Raw genomic sequence first — 25779 nt, 5'->3', positions numbered from 1 at the left:
AATGTCAGATTTTTTTCAAAATGGAGTTATAACAACACTTCAAAATGTTGGTAATAGAAGTTTAGAGGATATAGAAAAAGAACTTGAAGAGTTTAGCGAAAGAAGAAAAATGGTACTTCTTTTACCTGCATTATATTCAGAATTTGAAACTCCTGCTATGCATAAAATAATAGAAGAGTTAAAAGAGGTAAAATATCTTTATAAAATTATTTTAGGCCTAGATAAAGCTACAAAAGAACAATTTGAAGAGGTTAAAGAGCTTATGTCTGTGCTTCCTTGTAAAGTTGATGTTTTATGGAATGATGGTCCAAGAATAAAAGAACTTTATAAAGATATGACTGTTGAAGGATTCCCAGGTCTTGATACTCCGGGGAAAGGAAGAAACGTATGGACAATGATGGGTTATGGTTTAGCAGACAAAGATGCATATGCTTTTGCTTTACATGATTGTGATATTGTAAATTATAGTAGAGAAATACCTGCAAGATTATTTTATCCAATTGTACACCCTGCATTAGATTTTGAATTTAACAAAGGTTATTATTCAAGAGTAACAAATAAACTACATGGTAGAGCAACAAGATTACTATATACTCCGCTTATCAATTCTTTGGCAAAAGTTTATGGTTCAAATAGGTATTTAGAATATATGGAAAGTTTCAGATATGCCTTATCTGGTGAGTTTTCATTTATAAGATCACTTGGAAGAGGTATTGGTATCTCACCAACTTGGGGACTTGAAGTATCAACTTTAAGTGAGGTTTATAAAAATACTTCAAACAGAAGAATTTGTCAAACTCAGATTTTAGAATCATATGAACATAAACATCAAGAGTTGGGAAGTCAAGAAACAGGTGGTGGAATATATAAAATGGCGAATGATATTGCAAAAACTTTATTTAGAGTTTTAGCTCAAGAGGGCGTTGTTTTTTCACAAAGTTCTTTTAAAACACTACTTGCAACATATTTCCAAGAATCTAGATTTGAAATATCAAAATATAACGCACTTAGTAAACTAAATGGCTTAGAATATAACAGAGAAAAAGAGATAAAAGCAGTAGAAGCTTTCCAAGTTGCTATTAAAGAAGCTGCACAAGAGTTTTATGAAGACCCTATGGGTATCCCTTCATTATCTTCTTGGACAACTGTTAGATCTGTTATGTCTGACTTTTCATACAAATTTAACGAGTATGTTAGAAAGGATAATGAATAAATGAAACACATATCAGACCCAGATCATACAATAAATAAAAGGATTTATAAACTTTATCCCCCAGATATTGCCGAAAGAGCAGTTAATAGTATTATTGATTTAATATTTAAATATAAACAAAGAATTATTTCAAAAGAGTATCACTTAAGTGAGAAAGATATTATTCTTATCACTTATGGGGATCAAGTTAATAGACATCATGAAGCTTCAATTCAAACTTTAAAAGAGTTTATGGATAAACATTTAAAAGGTGTTATTAATTCAATTCATATATTACCTTTTTATCCATCTTCATCTGATGATGGGTTTTCAGTTGTAAGTTATAATGCAGTTGATCCACATATGGGATCATGGAGAGAAATTGAGAGTATTTCAGGGGATTACAGACTTATGGTTGATGGGGTTATTAATCATGTGTCGCAATTTTCTGATTGGTTTAAAGCTTATTTATCAGGAGATAAATATTTTCAAGATTATTTTATAGAAGTTGATCCCTCAATTGATTTAAGTGAAGTTACAAGACCAAGAGCAAGCCCTCTTTTAAGTGAATTTACAGATGACGAAGGAAGAATCAGACATATCTGGACAACTTTTAGTAAAGACCAAGTTGATTTAAATTATAAAAGTCACAGAGTATTAAGAAATGTACTTGACTGTCTTTTTTATTATATTGAAAAAGGGGCAACACTAATTAGACTGGATGCTATTGCTTTTATTTGGAAAGAGTTAGGCACACCTTGCGTACATTTACCACAAACTCATGAGTTAATACAACTTATGAGAGAGGTTCTACACGAAGTTGCACCTGAAGTAATCATTATTACTGAAACAAATGTTCCTCACCATGAAAATGTTTCTTATTTTGGTAGTGGGGATGATGAAGCACAAATGGTTTATAATTTCGCTTTACCACCATTGTTAGTTCATTCACTATTAAATGGTAATACTAAAACTTTAACTTCATGGGCTAAGACTTTAACTCTTCCAAGTGATAAAGTATGTTTCTTTAACTTTACAGCAAGTCATGATGGTATCGGGTTAAGACCTATAAAAGGTATTTTAGAAGATGAAGAAGTTGATTATTTAGTTAAAAGAGTAAAAGAGCATGGAGGATTAGTTTCATATAGAGCAGAGCCAGATGGAAGTAAATCTCCATATGAATTAAATTGTAGTTATATAGATGCTTTAACTCATCCTGATGAAGATGATAATACAAGATTTAAAAGAATGTTAGTTTCTCAAGCAACAGTATTGGTTATGCCAGGAGTACCAGGGATATATTTCCATTCTCTTGTGGGTTCTAGAAATTACCATGAAGGTGTTAAGCATTCAGGTATAAATAGAGCAATTAACAGAGAAAAATACAATATGGATTGGTTGGAAAATGAGATAACAACACAAGGAACTTTGGCAAAAAGAATGTTAGATTCATATAAAAGATTGATTTCTATTAGAATAAATGAAAAAGCATTTAACCCTTTTGGTAAATTTGAATTTTTAGATTTAGATGAAAGAGTTTTTGCCGTTGATCAACATTGTAAAGATGGTGTTGAGAGAATTTTAGCAATACATAATTTTTCAAATGAAACAGTATCGTGTACAATTCCAGATAATATTGAAGGTTCATTATGTGATATATTAACTTCAAATTGTACTATTTCAAATACTAAAGAATATAAAGAAACAAAAGAGATTACACTTGGGCCATATCAGATTATGTGGCTTAAAGGTAGACTTTAAAATTAAGGAGAAGTGAAAATGATAAAAAAATGTTTATTCCCAGCAGCAGGTTATGGCACAAGGTTTTTACCAGCAACAAAAGCAATGCCAAAAGAGATGTTACCAATTTTAACTAAACCATTAATTCAGTATGGTGTTGAAGAAGCTATGGAAGCAGGTTGTGATGTTATGTCAGTAATTACTGGACGTGGAAAAAGAGCAATCACAGACCATTTTGATATATCATATGAACTTGAACATCAGATTCAAGGTTCTTCAAAAGAGAAAATGTTAGCTGATATTAGAAATATTATTGATAAGTGTACCTTTACATATACTAGACAAAATGAGATGAAAGGTTTAGGTGATGCTATTTATAAAGGAAAAGTATTAGTTGGTGATAATAATCCTTTTGCTGTAATTTTAGCAGATGACCTATGTGTAAATCCAAAAGGTGATGGAATATTAACTCAAATGGTAAAACTATATGAAAAATATAAATGTTGTATTGTTGCTTGTATGGAAGTTCCAAAAGAGGATGTTCATAAATATGGTGTTATTGAAGGTAGACCTATGGAAGATGGAGTTTATATGGTTTCTAATATGGTTGAAAAGCCAGATAATGATAAAGCCCCTTCAAACCTAGCTGTTATTGGAAGATATATTTTAACTCCTGATATTTTTGAAGTGATAGAAAAAACTAAACCTGGTAAAAATGGGGAATTACAAATTACTGATTCCTTATGTGATCAAGCAAAAAAAGGTATGGTTTTAGCATATAAATTCAAAGGACAAAGGTTTGACTGTGGTTCTGTTGAAGGTTTTGTTGAAGCCACAAACTATTTTTATGATTTAGAGAAAAAAGCAGAAAAAAAATAATCAAAATGTAACTTTTATTCTTTATAATCAGTTAAATATAAAAAAGTGAAAAATTATGAGTACAAAAAACAATTTATGCGATTTCGTTCTGTTTGGTGGTCATGGAGATTTGGCGTTTAGGAAACTAATGCCAGCTCTTTATCACTTATGTAAAGATGGTTATTTAGCTGAAAAAAGTAGAATAATTACAGTTTCGAGAGGTTCTTTATCAAAGGATGAACATATCTCTTTAGTAAAAGAGAAACTAATTGAGTTTTTACCTTCAAATAGTTATACCCAAGAGGATTTTTCTAGATTTGAGAAAAAGCTTTTTTATGTAAGTGTTGATTTTTCTACTAATGAAGGGTATGAAAATTTACAAACACTATTAGATGAACATGCTGAAAGAGATAGGGTAAATTATCTTTCAACTTCTCCTAAATATTTTGCAGGAATTTGTCAATCTTTATCAAAGTGTAATCTTATTAAAGAGAATTCAAGAGTAGTTCTTGAAAAACCTTTAGGTAAAGATTTAAAATCCTCACAAGAGATAAATCAAAAAGTTCTAGAGTATTTTAATGAAGACCAAATATATAGAATTGACCATTATTTAGGAAAAGATACAGTTCAAAATATTATGGCCCTAAGATTTTCAAATAGACTATTTGTACATCTTTGGAGTTCTAATCATATTGACCATGTTCAAATCACTGTTGCTGAAAGTGTTGGTGCAGAGGGAAGATGGGGATACTATAATGAATATGGTGCAATGAGAGATATGATACAAAATCATCTTCTTCAACTTCTTTGTCTAATGGCGATGGAACCACCTTGTTCTTTAGATGCAAATGATATTAGAGATGAAAAAGTTAAAGTTTTAAAAACTTTAAGACCAATTTTACCTGCACAAATAGCTTCAAGAACTGTAAGAGGTCAATATACAGCAGGTTCATCTATGGGAGAATCAGTTCCTGGATATAATGATGGACAAGAAACTCAAAGTAATACAGAAACTTTTGCAGCAATTAGAGTAGATATAGATAACTGGAGATGGAATGGTGTTCCATTTTATATTAGAAGTGGAAAAAGGATGCAACAAAGAAATTCAGAAGTTGTAATTCAGTTTAAAACAATGCCTCACTCAATTTTTGCAGAAGATAATGCAAACTCAATTGTTGATAATAAATTAGTAATAAAACTTCAACCAGAAGAGAGTATTGAGCTTAGACTTATGAACAAAATTCCTGGTTTAAGTGAAACTATGAAACTTCAAGAGGTAAACTTAGAACTAAATGCACCCCATACAGATAAAAGAAAACCAGATGCATATGAAAGACTTATTTTAGATGTTATAAGAGCTAATCCAACACTTTTTATGAGACTAGATGAGGTAGAAGCTGCATGGAGATGGGCTGATCCTATTATTGAGAGTTGGGAAAACAATCTTGTTCCTATGAAGAAGTATACAGCAGGAACTGATGGTCCAACTGCATCAATTCAACTTATAGCACAAGATGGAAGAAGCTGGAACGATGAATAGTTTTAAATCTTTTCTTTCAAAGGAACAATTATTAGATGAATTAAGTTCTCATATAATTCAAATATTAGAAGAGGGGATTGAGGAAAATGGAACTGCTACACTTTTAGTTTCAGGGGGTAGCACTCCAAAACCTTTATTTCAAAAACTCTCAAATATGGATATTGCTTGGGAAAAAGTTACTGTAGCTTTAGTGGATGAAAGATGGATAGATAGTACAAATAAAGATAGCAATGAGCTTCTAGTAAAAGAAAACCTTTTACAAAATAAAGCTTCAAAAGCTAAATTTCTTGGAATGTATATAGAAAATAAAGATGTAAATGAAGCCCAAAATGAGGTTTCAAAAATATATAAAACTATTTATCCTTTTGATATTGTAGTTTTAGGTATGGGAAATGATTCCCACACAGCATCTCTTTTTCCTAATAATAAAAAGTTAGAAGAAGCATATAATTTAGAAAATGAAAATTTATGTATATCAATAGTTCCCGATACAGCGCCATACGATAGAATGAGTTTAACTTTAGGTGGAATTTTATCAGCAAAAAACATCATTCTTCATATAGAAGGAAAAGAGAAGTTAAAAGTATATGAAGAGACTTTAAGCTCAAATGATATTTATAAAAATCCAATTAGTGCTGTGTTAAACAATGAAAAATCCGAAGTGGAGGTTTATCACGCATGAACAATATAATAGAAAACGTAACAAACAATATAATAGAACGTTCTAAAACAAGTAGAGAAATATATTTAAATAGAATACAAATAGCAAAAGAGAGTGGAGCAAATAGAAAAAGTGTAAGTTGTAGCAATCTTGCCCATGCAATTGCACCTTTGAGTAAAGATGAAAAAAACTCTATGACTTCAACTCAAAATCCTAATATGGCAATAATTACAGCCTACAATGATATGCTTTCAGCCCATGAGCCATTTAGTGTTTATCCTTCACTATTAAAAAGAACACTTCTTCTTAATGGTGCAACAGCACAAGTTGCAGGAGGAGTTCCAGCTATGTGTGATGGAGTTACTCAATCACAGCCTGGAATGGAATTATCATTATTTAGTAGAGATAATATTGCTATGGGTACTGCTATTGGTCTTTCACACAATGTTTATGATGGTGCTTTTTATTTAGGTGTATGTGATAAGATTGTTCCAGGACTTTTAATAGGAGCTCTAACTTTTGGTCATTTACCTTCAATTTTTGTACCAGCTGGCCCAATGCCATCAGGTATTTCAAATGCACAAAAAGCAAAAATAAGACAAGAATATGCTTTAGGAAAAGTTGGCAAAGATAAACTTTTGGAAGCAGAGTCATCATCTTATCATAGTAGTGGAACTTGTACATTTTATGGTACAGCAAACTCAAATCAAATGTTGCTTGAGATGATGGGATTACAGCTACCAAATAGTTCATTTGTAAATACAAATACACCTTTAAGAGACGCTCTTACACAAGAAGCAGCAAACACACTTTTAAAACTTACAAAAGATAAACTAAGTATTGGTGAGATGGTTACAGAAAAGAGTTTTGTAAATGCCATAATTGGTCTTATGACAACAGGTGGTTCTAGTAATCATACAATCCATCTAATTGCCATGGCAAAAGCTGCAGGGATAGTTTTAACTTGGGAAGACTTTGATGCCCTTTCAAAAGTGATACCACTTTTATGTAAAATGTATCCAAACGGTAGTGCTGATGTAAACCACTTTAGAGATGCTGGTGGAATGAGTGTTGTTATATCTGAGTTATTAAATGAAGGATTAGTACACAATGATATTAATACTGTAGTTGGATTTGGTTTAGAAAACTTTATCGTAGAACCAAGTTTAGAAGATAAAAAATTAGTATTTAAAGAGGGTGCAAAAATATCAAGGGATATTGATGTAATCTCAAGTGTTAAAAAACCATTTTCAAGCGAGGGTGGACTTAAACTTCTAAAAGGAAATATTGGAAGAAGTGTTATAAAAACTTCTGCACTAAAAGAGACACAAATGTTTATAGAAGCTCCTGCTATAGTTTTTAACTCTCAAGAAGAACTTCAAAGTGAGTTTAAAGCGGGGAATCTAAATAAAGACTTTATAGCTGTTGTTAGATATCAAGGACCAAGTGCGAATGGGATGCCTGAACTTCACGGCTTAATGCCACCTCTTGGAGCTTTACAAGATAAAGGATTTAAAGTAGCTATTTTAACAGATGGACGTATGTCAGGTGCTTCAGGAAAAGTTCCTTCCGCTATTCATTTAACCCCTGAAGCAAAAAAAGGTGGAGTAATAGCAAAAATACAAACAGGTGATAAAATAAAATTTGATATAAATAATGGAGAAGTTTCATTATTGATTTCCAATGAAGAGTTAGAGAAAAGAGAAATATACACTCCTAATTTATTGGGAAATACTCACGGAATAGGAAGAGAACTGTTTAGTACCATTAGAGATAATGTAAATAGTGCAGAAGAGGGTGGTACAATTTTTGATTTAGTAGGAGAGGAGAGATCATGAATGCAAAAGATATAATGGGGATATCTCCTATTGTTCCAGTTATAGCAATAGATGATGAAAAAGATGCTTTACCTTTAGCAAAAGCACTGCAAGCAGGTGGTGTAAATATTATGGAAATCACCCTAAGAACAGAAGCAGGACTAAAAGCTATTAAACTTATATCTGAACAAATGCCTAGTATAAATGTAGGAGCTGGTACAGTATGTAATGAAGAGGAATTACTCCAAGCAAAAGAAGCAGGCTCAAAATTTGTATTTTCTCCTGGTATTTCACAAGAGTTAATTGATGCTTCATTAAAACATAATATAACACTTATCCCTGGAGTTGCAACAGCAAGTGAAGTTATGCTTGCTCAAAATAATAATATATTCTATTGTAAATTATTTCCTGCAACATTAAGTGGTGGTGTAGATATTTTAAAAGCATTTTCAGGACCCTTTGCAAAAATGAATTTTTGCCCTACAGGAGGGGTAAATTTAAATAATTTAAATGATTTTTTAATATTAAAAAATGTACTATGCGTAGGTGGAACTTGGTTTGTTCCTAAAGATGCAATTGAGAATAATGAATTTGATAAAATTACGCAGCTTTGTAAAGAAGCTATATCTAGTATTGGCATAGATTAAAAGAAGGGGAATAAATGTTATTTTTTGAACATAAGTTTGATGCAAAGCTTGGGAAAAAAGCCAAGCAAAATATTGATGAAGTTTTTACTGCAATGAAAAAAGAGAGAAGTTCTGGAAAAATTGGTTATTACAATTTACCAGAAAATGGATTTGATTTAGTAGATAAAGTTGAAGAATACAAAAAAAAGAATTCATTGTTAGCTGATGGTTCAATAAGAGATGTGGTTGTTATAGGAATAGGTGGCTCATCTTTAGGTACTAAAGCTGTTTATGATTTACTAAGAGATCAAGTAAAAACAAAAAAAAGATTATACTTTTTAGAAAATGTAGACCCTCTAGATATTACTAGAACATTAAAAAAGATTGATAAAGACAAAGCTCTTTTTATCGTTATCTCAAAATCAGGTTCAACTATTGAAACAACTTCAATATTTAAATATATTCTTGAAAAATATAAATTGTCATTTAAAAATAAAGAAGATAAAAAAAGATTTATAGCAATTACAGATGAGGGTTCTTCTTTATCAATGCTAGCTGATAAAAATGGAATTAAGCAATTTAATATTCCTTTAAATGTAGGTGGTAGATTTTCAGTTCTATCAGCTGTTGGAATTGTACCTTTATGTTTAGTTGATTTTGATGTAAAGAGTTTATTAAAAGGTGCAAAGGATTATGTGGATTCTTTTTTTGATAAAAAAGAAAATATGTTATTAGAAAAAGCTTTCTTTTATTCAAAATCAGCAAAAAACTTCCCTATAAATGTTATGTTCACATATTCAACTCTATTTACATATTTTAATCAATGGTATGTACAATTATGGGCAGAGTCTTTAGGAAAAATTGATAAACTTGGAAATAGTGTAGGACTTACGCCAATTCATTTAGTTGGTTCAGTTGATCAACACTCATTTTTACAATTAATTATTCAAGGACCAAAAAATAAAACAGTTACAGTTATAAAAATAGATGATTTTAAAAAACCAATAAAAATACCAAAAATTAGTTTAGATTATTTGGATAAAGTTGATTATATAAATGGTCACAAATTTAATAAACTTATTAATGAAGAGTGCAATGCTACATATGAAACAATTATTGATGAAAATATACCAGCTGATTCTATTGTTTTAGACAAAATATCATCTGAAAATGTAGGAGCACTAATTCTTTATTATGAATTATTAACTTCTGCTGTTGGACAGTTTTTAGAGATAAATACTTATGACCAACCAGGTGTAGAGTTTGGTAAAATTAAATTAGTTAAGAAGTTTACTAAATAGAAGGAAATATATAGATTATTAATCTTATTTTATAAATTAATATATAAAGATCATTTAATTAAGTCTAAATTAATAAATAATGTACCATTATTATATAAGTAATTTTTAAGGACAAATATATGGATAGAATTTTGGTTACATTTTTAATTATTATAGTTTCAATGATTGCTTTACTTGGAATAATAGAATGGTCTTCTCTTCAGGAAAATAATTTAAAAAACGATGCTGCTTCTACAGTTTCTTCTACTGTAAATACAATAAAGTAAATATAAAAATTCTAAAATAATCTAATTTTATTGATATCATGATCAGAAATTAGATTTTATAAAAAATAAATTCTTATATGTAGTATTTGTGTCAATACTAAATAATTAATAACAAAAAAATAGTTTTTGAAAATTAAAAATTATTTTGGATTTGGTGGGGTGTCCGGATTAAAGTTTACCTAATTTTGGTATATTTAAGATATTAAATTTAAATAACCCCTTATAAAACCCCTTAAATTAATTTCATTAAAGAATTATCAATCTAGAAATAAAATAAATTTAGTTATAATATGTTGGTTAGAAAATAATTTAGAATATGAGTTCGTATTCGATTTTATGTCAATTACACATTTAGGTATTTTCTAACCTCTCTTCTATAGGAAATAAGTATGTATAAAATTCAATTTAATTTATTAACTGATGAAGAATCTATAGCTAAAAATATGCATATACATGGCTTTAAATTAGTTGACTTAATTACAGGTAAAACTGATGACTTTTATGAGAAATTACTAATCCCTAAACATAGCTTTAAAAATAATGGGCATAGACTTGTTTATAAACCAAATTATAGAATAGAAGGCTTTCACAAAGATTTATTGATGCAGATAAATTATAATTCAGATGGTTTAGTTCATGAATGTTCACATGGATTTGTTAAAGGTAAAAGCATATTAACTAATGCTAATGCTCACTTAGATAAGAAGTATTTATTACAAATGGATATTAAATCATTCTTTTCTTCGGTTTCAAAAGAAAAAGTAAGATATGTTTTTGAAAAGCTTGGCTGTAATAATTATATTGCCGAGATATTCTCTGATGTATGTACAATTGATGGTTTTTTAGCTGAAGGACTAAATACAAGTCCAGCAATTGCAAATATTTATTTTTATCATATTGATGAAATATTAGTTAGATTAGCAGATAACTATTCTTGTATATATACAAGATATGCAGATGACTTAACCTTTTCATCTAATATAATTTTTGATTATAAGAAGTTAACTGAAGATATAGAAAAAGTTTTAAATAAAGAAGGATTAGAACTTAATAAGAATAAAACTCGTTTTAATAGACAAGGACAGGCTCAATATGTTACCGGATTAAGTATCTCAAACGATATTAGGCCAAGAATTCCTAAAAAAATAAAAAGAAGATTAAGACAAGAACTTTATTTTATAAAGAAATATGGTTTTGAAGAACATTTTGATTATAATGGAGAAAATCTAGATAAGGGATATAATAGATTAAATGGTTGGCTTCTTTATTCAAGAAGTGTTGAGCCTGAATACTTTAAAAAATTAAATTTTGAATATAAGAAGTTAAAATAAATTGGAAACATTAAATATTTACATTGATGAAACAAAGTTTGAAAAAGATGGGAAAAACTATTTGGCACTCTGTCTAGTGATAATAAAAAATGATGAAAATATTTCTGAAATAAAAGAGCACTTGGAAAAATTATATAGAGAATTATCTACTGATCAATTTTTAGGACATGATGAAGATGACAGATTATTCCATTTTACTGAAGATAGTATGGAGATTAAACCAAGATTAATTGAATTAATAAGAACTTTTCAAATAAAAGGTTACATTGCATATGATGTTTTAACTGATAGTACAGAGTTTAAAAAAACTTATTTGAAAATCTTTTTTAAACTTTTATTTCATAGAGTCAGTAAAAATAATAATTGTGATATTCATGTATTTTATGAAGAACAATCCGAAATAAAAGAACCTAATATTAAATCTATTATTGATAAGATTAAAATAGAATTCACTAATTTAAAATTATCTGTAACAAAAACTACAAAAAAAAATATATTAATTTGTCTACCTGATTATTTATTAGGAGTTTTTAGAGATACTACAAAAACCCCATTACAAGACTATATGAGAAGAAATTATTATAAACTAAATACTAAGGTTAGATTAATTCATGATATTGAAAAAGATATTTTTTATAGTACCAGAAATCCGTATACTTTTTAAAATTGCATAATAATTTAATAAGATAGTTAAAAAAACTATCTTATTATTTTACGTTAGCTCTGAATCCAAATATTCTCCAATATCCTCAACAACATAAGTATCTTCAATAATTTCATCTACTGAAGTCTCTCTTTTATCATCATCAATTGTAGATATTAATTTAGTATCTGTCTTTTCTAAAAAGTCTTTCATTTGTTCTAACATTGTATCTCCTTTTTCCATTCATTAATACTATCTTCATCCCAAACTGTAATTCTAGGACTTAACTTAATAGGTTTAGGAAACTTCTCTTCCTTAACCCACAACCAAATTGTACTTTTTGCTATACCTGTCATTTTCATAACTTCTGTTATTCTCAAAAAATTACTCATTATTAAGCTCCTTAAAGTTTATCTGTTTAAGGGAGGAATCCTTCGTCATCCTCAACTATCTGTATATTCTTTTTAAAAAAGAATCAAAAATCTTGAATAGGTATTGACTCTATTCTAAAATTCTCACTTCTTGAATATACTAACTCATCACCATCTAAAATCTCCATGATTTTGTCTCTATTATCAGCTCTAACAAATATGCTAAAGTCTTTATTTCTTACTTTCATTGTAAGTTCTTGTAATGTATATCTATGATAAAGCAGTCTATATAAAGATAATGGAGCTAATGTTCTACTAGAATTAAATCTAATAACTCTGTTCATTGAATACCAAGCATTTAAATACTTCTCTTTTTCAGTAAGTTTACTTTGTTTTGAAAGAGGTAAAGTCTTATTTATATACTTCATAATATAAGCACTTGCATTTCTAATTTTGGTTTCAATCTTGTTAGTTTTAGGATTAAACAATCTATTAAAAGCTTTTACAACTCTATTAACAATAGATTTAGGAATAAACATAAGTATATGAGTATGTGGTGTTCCATCTTTATGTGGCTCATTAACTCTATAATATATTCTTTCATCTTTTGAAAGTTCTTTTAAACTTCTATCATGTCTTAACTTTGCAAACATTTTAGTTAATTCTTTTGTAGCAGCTCTTGGAGTTACTCCATTGTACAAAGGATTATAAATAAGCTTTTGAGTAATCTTATTAGTTTTCATTTTATGATATTCACTTGGAAGTGTAATTGTCATAAAAATTGGAACTAATTTTTTAGACTCTGCATCATTAACTAAAGTGTTGATTCTATTTTGAATCTCTGCATAGTATCTATGTGCATTATGATTAGCTGACATTGTAATGTCTGCTAATGGAATATACTGCTCTGTAATCTTGTCATAAAGACAAGTTTTATCTAGATACTCTTTTTGTTTTTGTCTATGCATATTGACTATATGAAAGTCGTATTCACTTAAACCATAATATTTAATATCACTAAGATATTCTATCTCCTGATGATTTTCAGATATGTCCACAACTTTTTTATAAATAGTCAAGGGATGCTCAGAATCAGAGAAAAAATGCGTGCCGCACTTTTGTCTCTTCTCTTCGCAGTCCTTTAGCATTTCATCAAAGTTAAGCTCATCTATTGTAAAATCCATAAATATATCCTTCTAGGGGTATTCGTCTTTGGAAAGTCACGACCAAATAACTTTCCTTAGACAACTTTGTACTATATTGCACTAAGTGATATAGAACTTTTTGAATAAAGACTACAAGGAACTTCAATTAGTTGACCTTTTTTATCTTTATACTTAGACACACTATTAGCATCAATTTTTACATCATAAATCTCTGATTTAACAGCACCATTTTTAATGTTTCATCTACTATTAGCTGAAGACCAAAAACAGTTTCACCTTGTACGCCCGTTTCTTTGTTTACGAAAGGTACTCTTTCATAAGTGTTGTGCAGTTTACCTTTTACATAAAGTTGCATTTTTTCTCCTTTTTTGTTAAAATGTACCCATAAATTAAAAAAGGGTATATATTAAACTTTAGTAGTTACTAAATATGTACCTTTTAAAATATTTATGTGTACCCTAATATTAAAACAACTAAACTTAAAGTTTACTAAAGTCTAAAGAGGTGTATTATGAATGAAAATAATAATGTAGGTAGACCCAAAGAGGAAAACCCTAGAAATATCCAATTAAAAATTAAATTAACAGAAGAAGAAAATAAAACTTTAGAAGATTTAGCAGAAAAATTTAAAATGAATAAGTCTAGATTAGTAAGAAATTTACTTTTTGGCAATATTGAGGATTTGAAATTTTTAGATAAAATTAAATTTTTACCTTTAATTCAAAATGCACTTGCTTTTAAAGATAAATTACAAGGTTTTGATTATTGGGAAGAAATAAAATATGAAACTAAAGAAGATTATGAAAAAGCTATGAAAGAGAAAAAGGATTAGTTTTTATTTATAAAACTATAATAGTATAAGAATTGAGTTAATCCTATTTTGTATCTTTCTATATAAGTTTGGTCTGTAATTTTTTCTTGATATTTTCCATTTAAAATTCTAATACTTTTAGATTCTTTTGAATCAAATTTTATAAGAGCATAAAATTTATAAGTGTCATCAAATTCTTTTTTCTTTAAATCACACTGTTCATATGCAACACCGACTAAATAATTATCTACATTAGTATAAAAATCATGTTTTTTAGGTTCTTTTAACCAATGAACAACTTTTTTGCATTTGTATGGATTTGTATTAATATTTGATGTATCTATTACATCATGACTTAAAAGAGTTGTTGAAATTAAAATTATCATTATTAGATATTTCATATTTAAACCTTTATATATAATATAAAAGATTATAGTATCAATATAATTATATTTTACTTTGTATTATCTAAATAGTCAGCATACCATTCAATTAAATTTCTCATACTATCTTTATATGAGGCTCTATTATATGCATCTTTGATTTTATTTTTTTCTTTGTGTGCAAGTAAAGCTTCGATAACTTCTCCAGTAAATTTGTGTCCAGCTTCATGATTTGCATTTTCATATGCAATTGTTGAAAACATACTTCTAAAACTATGTGGTACAAATTCTTCTTTTGAATAACCCATTCTTCTAAGAGCAGATATCAAAGTATTATCACTCATAGGTCTATTCTTGTCTCTGAAACTTGGGAAAACATATTTACAATCTCCTGAAAACTGTTTTACTTCATTTAACAGTTCTATAACTTGATTAGGTAAAGGAAGTATAAATTCTGTTTTTGTTTTCATTTTATTTGCTGGAATAATCCATTCTTTTTTTTCAAAATCTATTTCACACCATTCCATATGTCTTATATTGTAACTTCTTACAAAAACATAAGGCATAATTTTTAAAGCCATCTTTGTAGTATAATCTCCTGAGTATTCATCAATAGCTAAAAGTAAACCTTTTATATCTTTTTCTTTTGTTAGAGTAGGGTAGTGTTTTTTTTCAACTTTTCCTATGATAGTATTTTGGTCTATATCTGTAATTATATTATGAGGGATATATTCTAAAACAACTGCATATTTAAAAATTTTGTTAAGTAGCATATATACTCTATTTGCAGTTTCATTTATTTGTCTATTTTTTAAATCTTGCAATATTTCAATAATATTTAATCTTTTAATATCTTCCATTGGAATATTTTTTATAAATGGATAAACATAGTTTTCTAATGCTTTTTCTAATTTTGTATGATAATTTTCTGATACTTGGTCTTTATAATATTCAAGCCATTTTTGAGAAATGATATAAAATGTATTAAGATTTTTTGTTTCTTTTTGAATCGCTACTAATTTTTTTTCTTTTTTTAATTCATTTATATCTATGCCATCTGCAATAAGTGTTTTTAATTCTTCTCGTATTTCTCTTGCTCTTGCTAGTGTAATAGTTGGGTAAGTGCCTATTGCATATTCTTTTTCTTTATTTAGATATCTATATTTTAATATCCATCTTTTACTTCCATTAGGTAAGATTAATAAATTTAATCCCCCTCCATCACTAAGTTTGTACTTCTTTTCTTTTGGTTTTGAATTGTTAATTTCTTTAACTGTTAGCGGTGTAGTAAGCCTTGCCATAAAAAACCCCTTATATATAGGGGGTTAATTTTTTTCTTTTTAGGGGTTTATAAAATAGACCCCTTAAATAACACCCTATAATTTTTAGATAGTTATAATTTTAATTATATTCTAATAGATTAATAAAGTCAATAGGAGTTTGATTTCATAGGAGTTTATTATAGTTTTTTGGATGGTTATATATTGTGTGATGGTGGAGGTGTCCGGGATTGAACCGGAGTCTTAAAACACCTACTACCAGCGTCTACATGCTTAGAAAGGTTGAAAAATTTCACTTAATTGCAACTCAACCTGCAAGGCAACAAATAAGCTAAGATTTAAAATGTCTCTAAAAAGGGCAATCAATCCTTTAAAGATAATCTATCTGGGTGAATCCACTATAATCTGTATAGATAGAATCTACAGAGTGAATCTCCGAGGCCTCAACCCGTTAGGGGAGTCCTAAAGTAAGTTAAACTTACGCAGCTTTTGCGTAAGCTGGAGCGTAATTTGTATTATTTGCGTCTAAAAAAAATGAGCCGCGTAACGGCATGCTCAGGCCGACATGCAACTGATCCTCAGTGCTCTAATCGATACCAAGTCACCCCCAAGTGAACTAGGAAGCGAATTATATCAAAACCCTAATTGTTTTGCAAGTATTTTTGATATTTTTTAACAATAATCACAAAAATAATTATAATAAATAAATATAGGCATACTAGTGTCTAAATTTTAACACTTCTTTACGAAAGTAATCATATAATTGTGAATATTTTTAATGGAGAATTTAATGGATAAAAAAGGTATTTTAATCATAGGTGCGGGTGGAGTAAGTAGAGTTGCTACTGTTAAGTGTGCTATGAATATTGATACATTTGAAAAAATTACTTTAGCTTCAAGAACATTATCAAAATGTGAAGCTATGGCAGAAGATATTAAAAAAAATCAAAATGTTGATATTGATGTAGCACAAGTTGATGCAGATAGTGTTGATGAACTTGTAGCTTTAATAGAAAAAGTTAATCCAAAAGTTGTTTTAAATGTAGCATTGCCATATCAAGATTTAACAATCATGGACGCTTGTACAAAAACTGGTGTTGATTATGTAGATACTGCAAATTATGAACATCCAGATGAAGCAAAATTTGAGTATAAAGAACAATGGGCTAGAGATGGTCAATTTAAAGATGCTGGAATAATGGGACTTTTAGGTTCAGGTTTTGACCCAGGTGTTACAGGTGTATTTTGTGCCTATGCACAACAAAATTTATTTGATGAAATTCATTATATAGATATTATGGATTGTAATGCAGGTGATCACGGTTACCCTTTTGCAACAAACTTTAATCCAGAAATTAACCTAAGAGAAGTGTCTGCAAATGGAAGATACTGGGAAGATGGAAAATGGATTGAAACAAAGCCTTTAGAGATAAGAGTTGAACATGATTATCCAGAAGTTGGAGTAAAACCATCTTATCTTTTATACCATGAAGAGTTAGAATCTCTATCTAAAAATATCAAAGGTTTAAAAAGAATCAGATTCTTTATGACTTTTGGAGATGCTTATATTCAACATATGAATTGTTTACAAAATGTTGGTATGTTAGGAATTGAACCTGTAATGCATAAAGGTGTAGAGATTATTCCTATTGAGTTTTTAACTACACTTTTACCAGACCCTGCAAGCTTAGGACCAAGAACTGTTGGTAAAACAAATATTGGTTGTATTATTGAAGGAATCAAAGATGGTAAAAAGAAAAAAGTTTACATCTACAATGTATGTGACCACCAAGAGTGTTTCAAAGAAACAGGAGCACAAGCTGTAAGTTATACTACAGGAGTTCCTGCGATGATTGGAACAAAAATGCTTTATAAAGGAATTTGGAAAGCAAAAGGTGTATTCAATATAGAAGAGTTTGATGCAAAACCTTTTATGGATGAGTTGATGACTCAAGGTTTACCTTGGAAAATTCTAGAATTAGAGTAAGATATTAAAAGCAACTCGTTGCTTTCTTTAGGGTTTGCTTCTTTAAAGAGGATTTATTCCTCTTGTCAAAAGAAGTTAAAATAGAAAAGGTTCCTTAAAAAATGGGAACCATTTTTTAAGGAGATTATTATGCAAAAATATATTTGTACTGTATGTGATTATATTTATGATCCAGCTTTAGGAGATGAAGATACTGGTATTGAGCCAGGAACTGCATTTGAAGATTTACCAGAAGATTGGGAATGTCCTGACTGTGGAGTTGGTAAAGAGGATTTTGAGCCATACAATGAAGACTAATATTGTAACAAGTATAAATGAACTTCCAAGTCCTGCTTTTGTATGTGAAGAGGAACTTCTTATTAAGAACCTTGAACTTCTAAAAAGAGTTCAAGATGAAGCAGATGTAAATATCCTTTTAGCACTAAAAGGTTTTGCTCTTTGGTCAACATTTGACTTATGTAGAAAATACTTAAAAGGGTGTTGTGCTAGTGGTTTACATGAAGCAATTTTAGCAAAAGAAGAGTTTGGACGAGAAGTTCATACTTTTTCACCTGCATTTAAAGACGAAGAGATTGATGAGATTATTGATATCTCAAATCATGTAGTGTTTAATTCTTTTACTCAATTTGATAGATATAAAGAAAAAGCTAAAGGAAAAACCTCTATAGGCCTTAGAGTTAATCCTGAGTATTCATCTGTTGAAGTAGATTTATATAATCCTTGCGGAGCATTTTCTAGATTAGGAATTACACGAAAAAACTTTCAAGAAGATAATCTTGAAGGTGTTGATGGACTTCATTTTCATGCTTTATGTGAACAAAATGTTGACGCTTTAGAGGGTGCTTTAAAAAATTTTGAAGAAAGATTTTCAGAGTTTCTTCCTCAAATGAAGTGGGTAAATTTTGGTGGAGGACATCATATTACTAGAAAAGATTATGATGTTGAAGGTCTTATAAAACTTTTAAAAGATTTTAAAAATAGATATCCCCATTTAGAAGTATATTTAGAGCCAGGTGAAGCAGTAGGTTGGCAGACAGGTTACCTTATGGCAACTGTCCTAGATATTGTTGAAAATGGAATGCAAATAGCCATTTTAGATAGTTCAGCAGAAGCTCATATGCCAGATACTTTAGCTATGCCATATAGAGCAGATATAAGAAATTCTGATTTACCAAATGTAAAAAAATATACATATAGGTTTGGTGGAAATACTTGTTTAGCTGGTGATATTATCGGAGATTATTCATTTGATGAGCCTTTAAAAGTAGGTGATAAAATTATTCTTGAAGATATGATACACTATACTATGGTTAAAACAACTACATTTAATGGAATTAAGTTACCATCAATTGTATTAAAAAAGAACAATGAGTGTTACCAAATTGTAAATAATTTTGGATATAATGAGTATAAATCTAGACTTTCTTAAAGGTAAATGATGGGTGAAGATAGACAAATAATTAATGAAGAGTTTAAAGACGAAGAAGAGATAGACACTCATGAGGACTTAAAACACAAATCAAACAATTATCAAAGAGAGAGAAAAATTCTCCAAGAAAAAGGTAAAAAAGTACAGATTTGGGTTAAAAAAGAGACTTTAGAGTATGAAAAAGAGTTAACTAGACTCCAAATTGAATTATTGAAATTTCAAAACCATGTCAAAGAAAAAGGCTTAAAAGTTTTAATGCTTTTTGAAGGTAGAGATGCAGCTGGTAAAGGTGGTACAATCAAAAGAATCACTGAGCACCTAAATCCAAGGGGAGCTCGAGTAGTAGCTTTAGAAAAACCAAGTGATGTTGAAAAGTCACAATGGTATTTTCAAAGATATACTAAACATTTGCCAAGTGCTGGAGAGATTGTTCTTTTTGACAGATCTTGGTACAACAGAGCAGGTGTTGAACCTGTTATGGGATTTTGTACTCCTGAAGAGCACCATGAATTTTTAAGAGAAGTGCCAGAGTTTGAAAATATGCTTGTAAAATCTGGAATTATTCTTTTAAAGTATTATTTCTCTGTATCAAAAAAAGAGCAAGCAAGAAGATTTAAGAAAAGAGAAGTTGATCCTTTAAAACAGTATAAACTTTCTCCTGTAGATAAAGAATCTCAAAAACTTTGGGATAAATATACTATAGCTAAATTTTCTATGTTGATGTCATCAAATACTGATTTGTCACCTTGGACAGTAATAAAAAGTGATAATAAAAAGAAAGCTAGAATAAATTGTATCAAACATATTTTATCGCAAGTAGATTATCCAAGTAAAGTTGATAGAAAAGATATTGAAATTGATAAGGATATTCTAATTAGTGGTACAGAAGAATTAGAAGTTATGGAACAAGAAAATAAATTTGCAAAGGCCTAATAAAAAATGAATTTAAGTGATTTTGAAAAGACAAGTTATAGTGGTTTATATATATCAAAAGCTGCCCATCCAGCTTTTGGAAAAAAATATATTGCTAGATTTCAATATGATAAAAAAAGATATGTAAAAGTTTTAGGATATACAAAAAAAGATAATCTTACAAAAAAAGCGGCACTTACTTTAATGCAAAAATTTAAAGATTCTATTGTAAATCAAAAAGAGGAAAAAGTATTATCTAAAACTAGAACTTTAGACAAAGCTTCTCTTGACAAATACCAAGAACTAATGGATGAAAACAAAGCCTTAAAAGCTATACTTGGAGATTTTAAAGATCTTGATCCACAAATTTTAAGAGATGGTATTCAAAAAATTTATGATTTAGAAGAATTAAAGCAATATCAAATTGAATTGATTAAATTGCAAAACTATTTAGAAGCTGAAAATAAAAGAATGATTATTCTTTTTGAAGGTAGAGATGCTTCTGGAAAAGGTGGAGCGATTAGACGAATCACAAGATATATGAACAACAAACACTATAGAGTTGTTGCTTTAGGTAAACCAACAGATACTCAAAAAAACCAATGGTTTTTCCAAAGATATATCCAACATTTCCCAACTGGTGGAGAGATGGTATTATTTGATAGATCTTGGTACAACAGAGCTATGGTTGAACCTATTTTTGGATTTTGTACAAAAGAAGAGTATGAAATTTTTATGGAAGATGTAGTTAATTTTGAGCAAGATTTAGTAAGACAAGGTATGATTCTTATTAAACTATATTTCTCTGTATCTAAAGATGAGCAAAAAAGAAGATTTGATAGAAGAATCAACGACCCTCTAAGACAATGGAAATTTTCAGAAGTTGATATGCAAGCTCAAGACTTGTGGTCAGAATTTTCTGAAAAAAAATATGAGATGCTTAGACGAACTTCATCTAGAGCTGCACCTTGGCATGTTGTAAGAAGTGATGATAAACATTTAGCAAGACTTGAAGCTATGAAAATTATTTTAAATTCTGTTGATTATGATGGACGAAATTATGCTTTAGATTTTGAACCAAATGAAAACATAAATATTTCGGTTCAAAAAGAGTTAATGCAGATGAGAAAATCTGCAAACTACTAATATACTATTACCAAGGAGTTGAAGTATTATCTTCATTCTTGGTTTTAACTCTTTTCAATAAAACTGGAGTTTTATCTTTTTGTAATTGTTCTAACCATTTTTTCTCTTCTAAATCAGAGATTTCATTTTCTTTTATCTCTTGATTTTTTATTTCTTGTTTTTCATTTTGATTATCTTTATTTTGTTGATTGTTCTTTTTGTTTTCAGAGTTTTCTTCTTCTTTATTTTTTTGCTGATTTTTTGATTCTTCTTGTTCTTTGTCCTGTTGTTGTTTATCTTGCTTTTGTTTATTTTCTTGTTCTTTATTTTTATCTTGATTATTTTCTTTATTCTTTTGCTTCTTATCTTTATCTTTGTCTTGATTATTTTGTTGCTTATTATCTTTATTTTGTTGTTTATTATCTTTGTTTTTTAAAAGTTTTTCAACAATCTCTAGGTTTTCTCTTGTTTGTTTATCTTCTTTTATTTTCAATGCATTTTCATACATTTTTTTTGCATTTTGCAAATCTTGTAGTTTTACATAAGTATTGCCAAGATTGTGAAGTTTTCTAAACTCTAAATCTTTATTTGAACTAACTACATTTTTATAAGCATCTTGGGCTTTTTTATACTCTTTATTTTTGTAGTATGAGTTTGCAAGATTATAATTTGCTTCAGGTGTTTTAGCAATTTTTTTATACTCTAAAGAGGCTTCTTTGTATTTTCCTTCATTATAATATTCATCAGCTTTTTCAATATTTTCAAAATCAAACTCTAATGCTTTTAAATTATTTGTACTAAATATAAATAATACTCCAAGTAAAATTAGTTGAGTAGATTTTCTTTTTAAACTTGGTAAAGATGAAAAAGCTATCAATAGTAAAAAAATACTAGCAGCCAATGGGTAATAAAATAGTTCAGTATAAGTTTTGAATTTTTTTGATTCTAATTCTTTTTTTGATGATTTGGCATCAATATCTTTTAGAATTTGTTCAATATCTTCATTTGAATTAGAATATTGAATATATCCGCCATTTGTATTTAAACTAAGATTTTTTATATTTTCATTTAATGAAACAGTTACAATATTACCATCTTTTTTAGTCATAAAGTCTCCATTTTCCAGCTTAATTGGTGCAGCTTTGTTTGTAGCGGTTGCGATTGTGTAGATATTTATTTTATTTTCATTTGCATATTCAATCTCTTTTTCATAGGAATCATTATTTCCTCCATCTGTAAGGATAATCAAATTTTTATTTTCATAACCTTTTAATAGTTTGTTTGTAGTTTCAAGTGTAGAAAATATATTTGAACCATTGTCAAAATTTATTCCTGGATTTAAATTCTCAACTAAAATTTTTAATGAATTAAAATCTTGTGTTACAGGTGAAAGTATAAAAGAAGATTTTGCAAAAAGTATTACTGCAATTGCATTTTTCTTTGATAAATCTATTAGATTAAGAAGTTTTTGTTTAGCAAAAACAAGTCTATTTGGGTAAAGATCTGTTGCTAACATAGATTTTGATACATCTATTGCTACAACTATACTTGCTACCTCTTGTTTAAAGCTTTGTACTTTTTCATTTGCCACAGGTCTAGCTAAAGCTATAATCATCAAAATCAATGAAATAAACAAAAGAATATTTCTTGTTGTTTTGTTCATATAGGTGTTTTTTATAGATAATTTTTCTATAACTTCTTTTGAAAAATATTTCTGAAATGTGTCTTTATTTGTAAGAATTAAGAACATCAACAAAAAAACTGGAATTAACATTAAAAATAGTACATTATGGTATAGAAATTGCAATGTGTTTTACTCTCTTATTTTGTATAATGGGTATTTTATTAAAATTAAGATAAAATCACGACTAAAATTAAAAAAATCGGAGTAAAGTTAATGGAATTTAACGCAAAAAGAGTTGATGAGGCAAATGCCGTTATTACTTCAACAGTATCTGCAGATACAGTAGAAAAAAACATAGAAAAAATTGCTAAACAAGCTGCTAAGACACTTGATGTTCAAGGTTTTAGAAAAGGTAAAGTACCTGTAGCTGTTGTTAAGCAAAGATATGGAAGCAAACTAAGAGAAGATGCAGAGAGTGATGCTTTAAGAGCTGTTTTAAGTGATGGTTTAAAAGAACTTGATATTAAAAATGAAGATTTAGTTGGTGAGCCAGGTATTTCTAAATTTGATAAAAAAGATGATGGTTCTATCGAAGTAGAGATTAAAGTTGCTTGCAAACCAGCAGTTGAATTAGGTGATTATAAAGCATTATTACCAGAAGTTGAAGAGAAAAAAGCTGATGCTAAAGAGATTGATGAGAGAATAGAAAATATTGCTAAACAATCTGCACCATTAGAAAAAATTAAAAGAAAAAGAATGGTTAGAGAAGGTGACTTCGCTGTAATCGATTTTGAAGGATTTGTTGACGGTGTTGCTTTTGAAGGTGGAAAAGCAGAGCAATATACACTAGAAATTGGTTCTGGTTCTTTTATTCCAGGATTTGAAGATCAAGTAATTGGTATGAAGTATGAAGAAGAGAAAGATGTTGTTGTAACTTTCCCAGCAGAATACCAATCAAAAGACCTTGCAGGAAAAGAAGCTACTTTTAAAGTAAAACTTCATGAGATTCAAGAAAAAGCTGCTCCAGAAATCAATGATGATTTAGCTAAAAAAATGTTACCAGGTGAAGAAGAAGCTACACTTGATACATTAAAAGAGAAAATTGAAGAGCAATTAACTGCTGAAGCTAAAGGTGTTTACTACAGAGATGAGTTAAAACCAGCTTATTTAGATAAACTAGTAAGTGAGTTAAATTTTGCATTACCAGCAGCTGTAGTTGACCAAGAGATTAACTTTGCATTAAACAACAAAGTAAGAACAATGTCAGAAGATGAGATTAAAGAATTACAAGAAGATGCATCAAAAGTTGAAGCTATTAGAGATGAATTAAAAGCTGATGCAGAAAAATCTGTAAAAGCTACATTTATTGTAGATGCTTTAGCAAAAGCAGAAGGTGTAGAGGTAAATGACCAAGAAGTTACTCAAGTAATTTATTATGAAGCGATGCAAACTGGTCAAAATCCACAAGAGGTATTAAAAAAATATCAAGAAGCTGGATACTTACCTGCTATTAAAATGTCAATGATTGAAGATAAAGTAATTACTAAATTATTAGACGAAAAATTAGGAAAATAAATCTTAGGATAAAAAATGAGTTATATACCATATGTAGTTGAAAAAAGCGGAAGAGGGGAAAGAAGTTACGACATCTATTCTAGACTTCTAAAAGATAGAATTATTATGTTAAGTGGAGAAGTAAATGATGCAGTGGCATCATCTATAGTTGCTCAGTTATTGTTTTTAGAGGCTGAAGATCCAGATAAAGACATCTATTTATATATCAACTCTCCAGGTGGAGTAATTACAAGTGGTATGTCAATTTATGATACAATGAATTATATTAAACCAGATGTTTGTACTATTTGTATAGGTCAAGCAGCTTCAATGGGTGCATTTTTATTATCTTCTGGAGTAAAAGGTAAGAGATACTCTTTACCACACTCAAGAATTATGATTCACCAACCATTAGGTGGAGCACAAGGACAAGCTACTGATATTCAAATTCAGGCAAAAGAGATTCAAAGAATGAAAGATACTTTAAATCATATTTTATCTGAGCAAACAGGACAACCTTTAGAAGTTATTGAAAAAGATACAGATAGAGATAACTTTATGAGTGCAGATCAAGCTTGCACTTACGGTTTAATTGATGAAGTTATAACAAGCCATAAATAAAGAGAAAAATGATTAGAGAAGTAATAACATATCCAAATAAACTACTTAGAACTAAATCTAAGGATGTAGAGAAGTTTGATGAAGAGCTTCACACACTATTAGATGATATGTATGAAACTATGATAAACCAAAATGGAGTTGGACTTGCTGCAATTCAAGTTGCAATTCCATTAAATGTGTTAGTTATAAATCTTCCAAATGAAGAGGATATACAGGATAAAGCTGATTTAATTGAAGCAATTAATCCTGTAATCACTCATAAAGATGGAGTTCAAGTTTTTATTGAAGGGTGTCTTAGTGTACCAGGTTTTAACGAAGAGGTAAAAAGAGCACAACATATTATAGTTGAGTATTATAATAGATTTGGTGAAAAACAAACTATGGAGTGTGAAGATTTTTTAGCTGTTGCATGGCAACATGAAATGGAACATCTAGAAGGACACTTATTTATAGAAAACTTATCTATTATAAAAAGAAAAAAATTTGAAAAAGAGTGGAAGAAGAAGTTAAAAAACAATAACTAATTCTTCTTTTCTCTTTC

The 25779-nt window shown here is 29.0% G+C and carries 27 protein-coding genes and 1 other RNA gene; 20 read left to right on the top strand and 8 right to left on the bottom strand.

What is annotated here, in order from left to right:
* Position 1 precedes the first annotated feature (1 nt).
* The 11 genes from ACKU3H_RS15975 (at position 2) to ACKU3H_RS15925 (ending at position 11996) form a co-directional block, all read left to right on the top strand.
* Positions 2–1213 carry a glycosyl transferase gene (locus ACKU3H_RS15975; protein ID WP_320034864.1) on the top strand — a complete coding sequence of 404 codons (1212 nt, stop codon included), beginning with the start codon at positions 2–4 and terminating at the stop codon, positions 1211–1213.
* On the top strand, positions 1214–2953 hold the full coding sequence (locus ACKU3H_RS15970) for an alpha-amylase family glycosyl hydrolase (protein ID WP_320034863.1): 1740 nt from the start codon (positions 1214–1216) through the stop codon (positions 2951–2953).
* Between the two features lie 18 nt (positions 2954–2971).
* Positions 2972–3811, top strand: coding sequence for a UTP--glucose-1-phosphate uridylyltransferase GalU (gene galU / locus ACKU3H_RS15965; protein ID WP_320034862.1), 840 nt, complete (start codon positions 2972–2974; stop codon positions 3809–3811).
* A gap of 55 nt (positions 3812–3866) precedes the next feature.
* Positions 3867–5330, top strand: coding sequence for a glucose-6-phosphate dehydrogenase (gene zwf / locus ACKU3H_RS15960; RefSeq protein ID WP_320034861.1), 1464 nt, complete (start codon positions 3867–3869; stop codon positions 5328–5330).
* Complete coding sequence (gene pgl, locus ACKU3H_RS15955; protein ID WP_320034860.1) at positions 5323–6012, top strand: 6-phosphogluconolactonase; 690 nt, start codon at positions 5323–5325, stop codon at positions 6010–6012. The genes zwf and pgl overlap by 8 nt, the downstream gene beginning before the upstream one ends.
* Positions 6009–7829 (top strand): phosphogluconate dehydratase, encoded by a 1821-nt coding sequence (gene edd, locus ACKU3H_RS15950; RefSeq protein ID WP_320034859.1) that lies wholly within the window; start codon positions 6009–6011, stop codon positions 7827–7829. The genes pgl and edd overlap by 4 nt, the downstream gene beginning before the upstream one ends.
* A complete protein-coding gene (eda, locus tag ACKU3H_RS15945; protein ID WP_320034858.1) occupies positions 7826–8455 on the top strand; it encodes a bifunctional 4-hydroxy-2-oxoglutarate aldolase/2-dehydro-3-deoxy-phosphogluconate aldolase in 630 nt (209 codons plus the stop codon). The genes edd and eda overlap by 4 nt, the downstream gene beginning before the upstream one ends.
* Positions 8456–8469: 14 nt before the next feature.
* Complete coding sequence (locus ACKU3H_RS15940; RefSeq protein ID WP_320034857.1) at positions 8470–9735, top strand: glucose-6-phosphate isomerase; 1266 nt, start codon at positions 8470–8472, stop codon at positions 9733–9735.
* Positions 9736–9854: 119 nt separating this feature from the next.
* Positions 9855–10001 (top strand): hypothetical protein, encoded by a 147-nt coding sequence (locus tag ACKU3H_RS15935; protein ID WP_320034856.1) that lies wholly within the window; start codon positions 9855–9857, stop codon positions 9999–10001.
* Positions 10002–10390: 389 nt separating this feature from the next.
* The gene (locus tag ACKU3H_RS15930) at positions 10391–11332 is read left to right on the top strand and encodes a reverse transcriptase family protein (RefSeq protein WP_320034855.1); all 942 of its coding nucleotides are present in this window, start codon (positions 10391–10393) and stop codon (positions 11330–11332) included.
* A gap of 1 nt (position 11333) precedes the next feature.
* The gene (locus ACKU3H_RS15925) at positions 11334–11996 is read left to right on the top strand and encodes a hypothetical protein (RefSeq protein WP_320034854.1); all 663 of its coding nucleotides are present in this window, start codon (positions 11334–11336) and stop codon (positions 11994–11996) included.
* A gap of 48 nt (positions 11997–12044) precedes the next feature.
* On the opposite strand, the gene ACKU3H_RS15920 is transcribed toward ACKU3H_RS15925, so the two are convergent.
* From ACKU3H_RS15920 to ACKU3H_RS15905, 4 genes are all read right to left on the bottom strand, one after another.
* The gene (locus ACKU3H_RS15920; RefSeq protein WP_320034853.1) at positions 12045–12200 is read right to left on the bottom strand and encodes a hypothetical protein; all 156 of its coding nucleotides are present in this window, start codon (positions 12198–12200) and stop codon (positions 12045–12047) included.
* On the bottom strand, positions 12194–12367 hold the full coding sequence (locus tag ACKU3H_RS15915) for an AlpA family phage regulatory protein (RefSeq protein ID WP_320034852.1): 174 nt from the start codon (positions 12365–12367) through the stop codon (positions 12194–12196). The genes ACKU3H_RS15920 and ACKU3H_RS15915 overlap by 7 nt, the downstream gene beginning before the upstream one ends.
* Positions 12368–12450: 83 nt before the next feature.
* Positions 12451–13530 carry a replication endonuclease gene (locus ACKU3H_RS15910; protein WP_320034851.1) on the bottom strand — a complete coding sequence of 360 codons (1080 nt, stop codon included), beginning with the start codon at positions 13528–13530 and terminating at the stop codon, positions 12451–12453.
* 178 nt (positions 13531–13708) lie between these two features.
* A complete protein-coding gene (locus ACKU3H_RS15905) occupies positions 13709–13867 on the bottom strand; it encodes a hypothetical protein (RefSeq protein WP_320034850.1) in 159 nt (52 codons plus the stop codon).
* Positions 13868–14023: 156 nt separating this feature from the next.
* Here ACKU3H_RS15905 and ACKU3H_RS15900 point away from each other — a divergent pair, with 156 nt between their 5' ends.
* Complete coding sequence (locus tag ACKU3H_RS15900; RefSeq protein WP_320034849.1) at positions 14024–14344, top strand: hypothetical protein; 321 nt, start codon at positions 14024–14026, stop codon at positions 14342–14344.
* Here the strand turns inward: ACKU3H_RS15900 and ACKU3H_RS15895 are convergent.
* From ACKU3H_RS15895 to ssrA, 3 genes are all read right to left on the bottom strand, one after another.
* On the bottom strand, positions 14341–14724 hold the full coding sequence (locus tag ACKU3H_RS15895; RefSeq protein ID WP_320034848.1) for a hypothetical protein: 384 nt from the start codon (positions 14722–14724) through the stop codon (positions 14341–14343). The genes ACKU3H_RS15900 and ACKU3H_RS15895 overlap by 4 nt on opposite strands.
* A gap of 53 nt (positions 14725–14777) precedes the next feature.
* The gene (locus ACKU3H_RS15890) at positions 14778–16007 is read right to left on the bottom strand and encodes an integrase arm-type DNA-binding domain-containing protein (RefSeq protein WP_320034847.1); all 1230 of its coding nucleotides are present in this window, start codon (positions 16005–16007) and stop codon (positions 14778–14780) included.
* 191 nt (positions 16008–16198) lie between these two features.
* Positions 16199–16595: a transfer-messenger RNA gene (gene ssrA / locus ACKU3H_RS15885) on the bottom strand.
* A gap of 181 nt (positions 16596–16776) precedes the next feature.
* On the opposite strand from ssrA, the gene ACKU3H_RS15880 reads away from it, so the two are divergent.
* The 5 genes from ACKU3H_RS15880 to ppk2 (ACKU3H_RS15860) all read left to right on the top strand — a co-directional run bounded on the left by ACKU3H_RS15880 (position 16777) and on the right by ppk2 (ACKU3H_RS15860) (position 21460).
* Positions 16777–17973: a saccharopine dehydrogenase family protein gene (locus ACKU3H_RS15880; RefSeq protein ID WP_320034846.1), complete on the top strand. Its 1197-nt coding sequence runs from the start codon at positions 16777–16779 to the stop codon at positions 17971–17973.
* Positions 17974–18102: 129 nt separating this feature from the next.
* Positions 18103–18270, top strand: a complete 168-nt coding sequence (rd, locus tag ACKU3H_RS15875) for a rubredoxin (protein WP_320034845.1) — start codon at positions 18103–18105, stop codon at positions 18268–18270.
* Complete coding sequence (gene nspC / locus ACKU3H_RS15870) at positions 18260–19402, top strand: carboxynorspermidine decarboxylase (protein WP_320034844.1); 1143 nt, start codon at positions 18260–18262, stop codon at positions 19400–19402. The genes rd and nspC overlap by 11 nt, the downstream gene beginning before the upstream one ends.
* Positions 19403–19411: 9 nt before the next feature.
* Entirely contained in the window at positions 19412–20335 is a 924-nt protein-coding gene (gene ppk2 / locus ACKU3H_RS15865; RefSeq protein WP_320034843.1) for a polyphosphate kinase 2, read from the top strand.
* 6 nt (positions 20336–20341) lie between these two features.
* The gene (gene ppk2 / locus ACKU3H_RS15860) at positions 20342–21460 is read left to right on the top strand and encodes a polyphosphate kinase 2 (RefSeq protein ID WP_320034842.1); all 1119 of its coding nucleotides are present in this window, start codon (positions 20342–20344) and stop codon (positions 21458–21460) included.
* Between the two features lie 7 nt (positions 21461–21467).
* Here ppk2 (ACKU3H_RS15860) and ACKU3H_RS15855 read toward each other — a convergent pair whose 3' ends face one another.
* Positions 21468–23246: a VWA domain-containing protein gene (locus ACKU3H_RS15855; protein ID WP_320034841.1), complete on the bottom strand. Its 1779-nt coding sequence runs from the start codon at positions 23244–23246 to the stop codon at positions 21468–21470.
* 90 nt (positions 23247–23336) lie between these two features.
* Here ACKU3H_RS15855 and tig point away from each other — a divergent pair, with 90 nt between their 5' ends.
* Genes tig through def form a run of 3 tightly spaced genes read left to right on the top strand, consistent with a single transcriptional unit; the run spans position 23337 to position 25762 of the window.
* Entirely contained in the window at positions 23337–24638 is a 1302-nt protein-coding gene (gene tig, locus ACKU3H_RS15850) for a trigger factor (protein WP_320034840.1), read from the top strand.
* Between the two features lie 15 nt (positions 24639–24653).
* Entirely contained in the window at positions 24654–25238 is a 585-nt protein-coding gene (gene clpP, locus ACKU3H_RS15845; protein ID WP_320034839.1) for an ATP-dependent Clp endopeptidase proteolytic subunit ClpP, read from the top strand.
* 8 nt (positions 25239–25246) lie between these two features.
* Entirely contained in the window at positions 25247–25762 is a 516-nt protein-coding gene (def, locus tag ACKU3H_RS15840) for a peptide deformylase (protein WP_320034838.1), read from the top strand.
* Positions 25763–25779 lie beyond the last annotated feature (17 nt).

This window comes from Halarcobacter sp. (genome assembly GCF_963675975.1).
Classification (GTDB): Bacteria; Campylobacterota; Campylobacteria; order Campylobacterales; family Arcobacteraceae; genus Halarcobacter.
Note: the sequence above shows the minus strand (reverse complement) of the source record. Positions and strands in the feature narration are given on the sequence as shown.

Bases quoted from the DNA above. Each gene is read 5' to 3' on its own strand.
- ACKU3H_RS15975 (WP_320034864.1), top strand. From the start codon at position 2: ATGTCAGATTTTTTTCAAAATGGAGTTATAACAACACTTCAAAATGTT.
- ACKU3H_RS15970 (WP_320034863.1), top strand. From the start codon at position 1,214: ATGAAACACATATCAGACCCAGATCATACAATAAATAAAAGGATTTAT.
- galU (WP_320034862.1), top strand. From the start codon at position 2,972: ATGATAAAAAAATGTTTATTCCCAGCAGCAGGTTATGGCACAAGGTTT.
- zwf (WP_320034861.1), top strand. From the start codon at position 3,867: ATGAGTACAAAAAACAATTTATGCGATTTCGTTCTGTTTGGTGGTCAT.
- pgl (WP_320034860.1), top strand. From the start codon at position 5,323: ATGAATAGTTTTAAATCTTTTCTTTCAAAGGAACAATTATTAGATGAA.
- edd (WP_320034859.1), top strand. From the start codon at position 6,009: ATGAACAATATAATAGAAAACGTAACAAACAATATAATAGAACGTTCT.
- eda (WP_320034858.1), top strand. From the start codon at position 7,826: ATGAATGCAAAAGATATAATGGGGATATCTCCTATTGTTCCAGTTATA.
- ACKU3H_RS15940 (WP_320034857.1), top strand. From the start codon at position 8,470: ATGTTATTTTTTGAACATAAGTTTGATGCAAAGCTTGGGAAAAAAGCC.
- ACKU3H_RS15935 (WP_320034856.1), top strand. From the start codon at position 9,855: ATGGATAGAATTTTGGTTACATTTTTAATTATTATAGTTTCAATGATT.
- ACKU3H_RS15930 (WP_320034855.1), top strand. From the start codon at position 10,391: ATGTATAAAATTCAATTTAATTTATTAACTGATGAAGAATCTATAGCT.
- ACKU3H_RS15920 (WP_320034853.1), bottom strand. From the start codon at position 12,200: ATGTTAGAACAAATGAAAGACTTTTTAGAAAAGACAGATACTAAATTA.
- ACKU3H_RS15915 (WP_320034852.1), bottom strand. From the start codon at position 12,367: ATGAGTAATTTTTTGAGAATAACAGAAGTTATGAAAATGACAGGTATA.
- ACKU3H_RS15910 (WP_320034851.1), bottom strand. From the start codon at position 13,530: ATGGATTTTACAATAGATGAGCTTAACTTTGATGAAATGCTAAAGGAC.
- ACKU3H_RS15905 (WP_320034850.1), bottom strand. From the start codon at position 13,867: ATGCAACTTTATGTAAAAGGTAAACTGCACAACACTTATGAAAGAGTA.
- ACKU3H_RS15900 (WP_320034849.1), top strand. From the start codon at position 14,024: ATGAATGAAAATAATAATGTAGGTAGACCCAAAGAGGAAAACCCTAGA.
- ACKU3H_RS15895 (WP_320034848.1), bottom strand. From the start codon at position 14,724: ATGAAATATCTAATAATGATAATTTTAATTTCAACAACTCTTTTAAGT.
- ACKU3H_RS15890 (WP_320034847.1), bottom strand. From the start codon at position 16,007: ATGGCAAGGCTTACTACACCGCTAACAGTTAAAGAAATTAACAATTCA.
- ACKU3H_RS15880 (WP_320034846.1), top strand. From the start codon at position 16,777: ATGGATAAAAAAGGTATTTTAATCATAGGTGCGGGTGGAGTAAGTAGA.
- rd (WP_320034845.1), top strand. From the start codon at position 18,103: ATGCAAAAATATATTTGTACTGTATGTGATTATATTTATGATCCAGCT.
- nspC (WP_320034844.1), top strand. From the start codon at position 18,260: ATGAAGACTAATATTGTAACAAGTATAAATGAACTTCCAAGTCCTGCT.
- ppk2 (WP_320034843.1), top strand. From the start codon at position 19,412: ATGGGTGAAGATAGACAAATAATTAATGAAGAGTTTAAAGACGAAGAA.
- ppk2 (WP_320034842.1), top strand. From the start codon at position 20,342: ATGAATTTAAGTGATTTTGAAAAGACAAGTTATAGTGGTTTATATATA.
- tig (WP_320034840.1), top strand. From the start codon at position 23,337: ATGGAATTTAACGCAAAAAGAGTTGATGAGGCAAATGCCGTTATTACT.
- clpP (WP_320034839.1), top strand. From the start codon at position 24,654: ATGAGTTATATACCATATGTAGTTGAAAAAAGCGGAAGAGGGGAAAGA.
- def (WP_320034838.1), top strand. From the start codon at position 25,247: ATGATTAGAGAAGTAATAACATATCCAAATAAACTACTTAGAACTAAA.